This is a genomic window from Paraglaciecola sp. 25GB23A (genome assembly GCF_040012495.1).
GTDB lineage: Bacteria > Pseudomonadota > Gammaproteobacteria > Enterobacterales > Alteromonadaceae > Paraglaciecola.
The window spans coordinates 1-5,630 of sequence record NZ_JBDYKM010000051.1 but is presented as its reverse complement, the minus strand read 5'-3'; the positions used below and the strand labels follow the sequence as shown (position 1 = coordinate 5,630).

Here is a 5,630-nt window from a genome sequence, read left to right as displayed (position 1 = left end):
CACTTAATGGATGGCTTGACCATTAAAGATAAAGGGGTACTTAGACCGACTGACAATACTTGGACACTCGCTAAGTAAATCAAGTACAACAGCTAAAATGGCCTCTCGCCCACAAAAGAACAGGGATTGTGAGCGAGAATTTTATTAGCTAAATGATGATATTTGCTGGGTAGAATTAAAACGGAAAATAGTCGAATGAAATTAAGCGCAATACTCATTTTTACAGTTAGTCTATGTGTCAGCTTTGTCACCCTGGCTGATGCCCTTGATAAGCCTGAGGGACTCAAAGCTGAGCTAGGAATTAACGCACATAGCTTAGTTGTGAGTTGGGATGAGGTCTCTGGTGCTGAGTGTTATAGGCTATATTATGATACTCGTCCTGTTTACGAGTATGGTTATGATGGTAATGCCATTGCAGTTGAAACCAGTGTATCTGAAACTTCAGTTGAACTAACTGATTTATCTGCATTAGAAACCTATTATTTTCGCGTTGAAGCCACATGTAATGATTCCATCCACTTGTCGCCTCCCAGCGAGACGGTGTATGCGTCCGTTGATTATGCATTTCCAGACGCCAATACTGCTTTTGTCGCAGTTAATAAGCAGGGCGAAGCAATTGCAGGTTCAGCATTTGTCACCCATTTAAGTCGAAATGGCGATTCTGTTTTAATTAAAACAAACAGCCCAGATATAGACGCCAACATCCCCAACCCAGAGCAGTACACGCCTGATTCGACGTACTTCTTTACACAACTGTATAAAAAAAATCTGCTCACAAATGAAATTTCAATGATCACTAAAGTCAATGGCGAGGCAGGTAATAACCAATCAGATTATGTTGATGCCACCCCCGATAATCGGTTTGTATTGTTTAAAACAAGAGCGAAGAACTTAGTCGGCACCGGGTGGGAAGAGAGTTTTTGGTATTGGATGGTGAAGGATACAAAAACCGGCACTCTGACACTTGTACATAAATCTAAAAGTAGTAGTCAATTTTTAAAATTAAGTGGTAACGGTCAATATTTGTTTATTTATACAAGGTATGAGCCACTAATGCCCGATGTGGACTATCGTGATGGCCGTTTGTACCGCAAAGACATCGCTACCAACACAATCATTACCATTGAACCAGGTGCCAAACTCAATCCTGCGGTAATGACTGATTTTGAATTCTCTTATGATGGTAAGTATGTTTTGTATTACATGTCTTCCGAAAGAAAGTTGTTTTTAGGTGATTTTAATTCTAATCAAACATCATTGGTTAATGATGGGATCGAACAAGATATGAAAATGGTGCGTTATGTGCACAGAGAAAGTACATTTGACAATGTGCTTAAATCAAAGGGCTGGTTTAGCGGCGAGACGAATGAAATTCTATTTACAGCGTCATACCCCATAAATTTATGGGATTGTGCACCATTCTTGTATTCCGTCACACCATCTAATTTAACCCCAAAACCTGTTAAACTTAATCAAAACTGTTACGAGGCATTTTTTAATTTAGACGCTGAAAACTATACAGATCGTAAATGGTTAGAACAAAACGCAATGACAGGTTTAAAGCGAGGATGGAGTGAGTTAGCAGGACGTCTTAAAGATGATCCTGCTTGTGGTGAGATGATAGAGAACGGCAGTATTGGATTAGCTGGCTACAATAAAATATGTTATCAATATCGTGCTGACACAGACGGTGATGGGGTGCTAAATGCAGAAGATCCTGATAGTGATAGCGATGCAGATGGGATTACAGATTACCTTGAAACTCTTCTAGGGTTAAACATGTATAACCCCTATGATGCGGATTTTGATAATGATTACGATGGCTTATCAAATTTGCAAGAAATTGCCAAAGGCACGCTAATTAACCAAAAAGATACGGATTTTGACGGTATTAACGATGCTGTAGACACGCAACCAGCACAAACATCTGCCCCAATGAATTGGGGAGAAATCAGTCAAGTTGAAGGAGAAACCACTGCTTTAATAAGTTTGTCTGATAGTGGTTCTTCATGCAGCACAGTTCATTGGTCAGACAAACCATTCGAAACCAATAGTCAGTCACAGCAATATGTATCTCAACAAAATTTTGTAAAAATAGAAAAACTTCATCCTAACCGCACTTATTATTTTAGGTTGCAAAGCGGTTGCTATACCAATAATGGTAATCCATTGTCGCAACAAAAATCTTTCTTTGCATCAGTAAATCGGTATAAAAATTATCTGCATGCAACCGGCTCTATTTACAATTATTCGATTACAGAAAAATACATTCATTCCGATGACAGAACAATTTTACCTCCACCCCAACCATACGTATATCCGTATATCCCCGAACCTGTGAGGGGTAATGATTATTATGAAAATAAAGATTTTTATGTTTTGCGCGGCGAATTTGGAAGCGTTTTCTCTAATCTATATAAATATAGGTATGGGGGTGCGTATGTCAATGAACTGGGTGATGCACTCTGGACTGATTATATTTTAAATGGTGGAACAGAAGGTGACGTAGTTGGTGATACGGATTTGATTGTAATTTATGGCATGCTGTTTAATCGCATAACAGGAGAGCGATTACTTAGTGAATATAGTGGTATTGCAGTACGAGATGATGGTGAATTTGCGCATAATTCTTCTAAAATACTAAACGTTAAAACGGGAGAAGCAATCGACGCATATGACAAATTAGCAGAAATTGGTATTGTCTCAAGCAGAACTCCTAGTGTGCAGTATGGAAATACATCAACTAAAATTCTAATCAACATAAATTACAGCGACGATGACACACCTGTTTGTAATTCTAAATTTGAGATCGTCATTTTTGATGTTTTAGACAATAAAAAAAGTTGTTTAAGTCAGCAATTACAAGACAATAATATTGATGTACCAATTAGCGATATAAGAATACGAACTTCAAATGGTACAAATAGATTTTCTCCGTTTATTGGAAACAATGATCGCTATGTTTTTTTATCAGTAACGAATCATTGGGATGCCAATGGCAGAGCATTGGTAGCATTGGTATGGGATACATTTGAGAGTAAATTTCACCAACATTATGCTGACCAATTTGACACACATACACCAAATATAGAGGCACCTTTAAAGAAACGGGGGCCAGTATATACGCGTGCTCTGTCTGGAAGTAGTCGTTTTGGGTTGGTAGATGCAAAAGATAGTAGTGACCGTTCATTTAATGCAATATTTGACCTCAATGTCAGCGATTCAGACTTTGATGGTATCCCCAATGAAGACGACTTGAACAGTGATACTGACTTAGATGGGCTAATGGATAATTGGGAACATGAACATGGTCTTAATTTATATAATCCAGATGATGCCGCACATGATATAGATTTTGACGGTTTAAGCACCCTGCAAGAGTTTCAACAGGGCACATTGTTTAATGTGGCAGACTCTGACAATGATGGTATTTTGGATGGAGAAGATTTAGATAATAGCTATGCCAACTTAATCCTCAATAAAACCGTCGAGCAAGTCGATGGTGGTATCGCTATTAGCATTGATAACTTTGTCAACGGCGTTTGCCATACTTTGTATTGGTCTGATACTCCTTTTGATGATGTAAGTGATGCCGCTAGCCAGTCCTTTTACAAGTCTGTAGTCGTGTTGCCCGATGTTGACAGTTTTTCAACTTATTATTTTAAAGCGAAAGTGGGTTGCACCGAGATGGAAAGCGGATTGTCCCCGCTATTTAGCAGCTACAGCAAGCCTTTGGTTTTTTCAACTCATCTTACCAAAGTCTCAGATGATACGAATTTGTCAGGGTTTCCAGCGGAATTAAGCGGCGATGGGCGACATGTTTTTATTCAAGAAAGGAACCCAGACCGCGGAAATATTGCCGATGTTTTTCATATTAATCTTGCAGACGGCGCACGTGAAATAGTGAGCACTAACGCTAATGGGCAACTTTCCAATGAAGATGCAGTGTTAGGTGGGGTGACGTATGACGGCAAAGAATTAGCGTTTGCATCAAAAGCAAACAACTTAAACGGTGCTGAAGTTATTGGCTGGCATAGTTTTCAAAAAAATAGGCTGACGGGCGACATAACCCACATGGGCAAAGCTAATAAAAGCATTGTCAATCATGGTTTAGGGGGGCGTTTGTCAGCTGACGGACGTTATCATATATTTGTTACGGATGAACCCTTAGTACCTGAAGATGCAAATGAAGAAAATCAATTAACTAAAGTCGATTTATATCGTTATGATCGAGTAACAAGAACCTATGCGTTTGCTGATTTATCAAGGGGGTTTACTGATGAGTTTACAGGCGCAAACAGTGGTTACGTTTATGATTTGGATATAAGTAGTGATGGAAACCGAGTGGTTTATTCTGCCTACGCTTCAAATGGCCTCGATTCGGTGAATACGTATGATTTCTCTACCGATACATTTACTCATGTTTCCCCTTCTGAATCCGTTTTTTTAATCAAGCCCAATATTTCAGGAGACGGTCGATATGTATTGTTTGAGAGTACCAACAATATATTAAGTGCAGGAAGTGAGGCATCGATCGGAAATTCTCAAGTATATCGGTTTAATATTGAAACCAAAGATATAGAACTGGTTTCAATAATGGACCCTGACAAATCTTACGGCGCGTGGGAGGCAAACCTTTCTAAAGATGGCAATAACGTAATTTTTCAAGCGATGCGGAACGATGGGCGATTTGTAATCTACAAAAACATGCTCACTGGTGAGCAAGAAGAGGTGGCATCTAACCCGGTCTGGGGTTCGGGGCGAAGCTACGATTTTCGTTATTTCAGTATTTCCGATAACGGTAACTATGCCATATTCACCATGCCATTTATCTCCGAATCTGAGGAATACTCAAGAGAATGGACGCTATATAGCCGATATATTGCAGATTCCGATGGCGATGGAATTTTGAACGAAAGCGATGAAAACTCGGACACCGATGGTGATGGAATGACCGATTATTGGGAAGTCGTAAATGGTTTAAATCCTTATAATCCAGATGACGCACAACATGATGCTGATGGTGATGGTGCTGACAACATTACTGAATTTTTAGGTGGTAGTGACTTAACTAAAACCGATTCCGATGAAGATGGAGTGCTTGATAGTGAAGACGCTTTTCCTTTAGATAAAGCTGAGTATTTGGATACTGATAATGATGGCATTGGTAATAATGCTGATTTAGATGATGACAATGATGGAATCAATGATGCCAGTGATGAATTCCCGCTCGTTGCAATCGGTGATTTAATTGATACTGACTCAGATGGTGCGCCAAATGACTGCGATCAAAGCTGTTTGGCTTTGGGTATGGAAGCAGACAAGGACGATGACAATGACGGAATAATCGACGAGTATGATTTGGCACCATTGGATCCAAATATTGGTTTGGCACTCGCCAAAAACGACGTAGACGGCGACGGTAAATCCGATTTGTTGTGGCGAAGTGAAGCCAGAGGCTGGAACTTCTTGTGGGCGATGAATGGCACACAAACTAAAGAAGCTAAACCCATTAATGTTGTGCAAGACGATGGTTGGTTGATGGCCGGCCAAGGCGATTATGATGCAGACGGTAAATCGGATATTTTCTGGCGCAATACTATAACTGGCCAAAACTTTATCTACTTGAT

The 5,630-nt window shown here is 39.7% G+C and carries 1 protein-coding gene; it reads left to right on the top strand.

Features of this window, described 5'->3' with window-relative positions:
* Positions 1-195: 195 nt before the first annotated feature.
* On the top strand, positions 196-5,630 hold a 5,435-nt coding region (locus ABKW31_RS22570), incomplete at its 3' end, for an FG-GAP-like repeat-containing protein (RefSeq protein WP_348618973.1).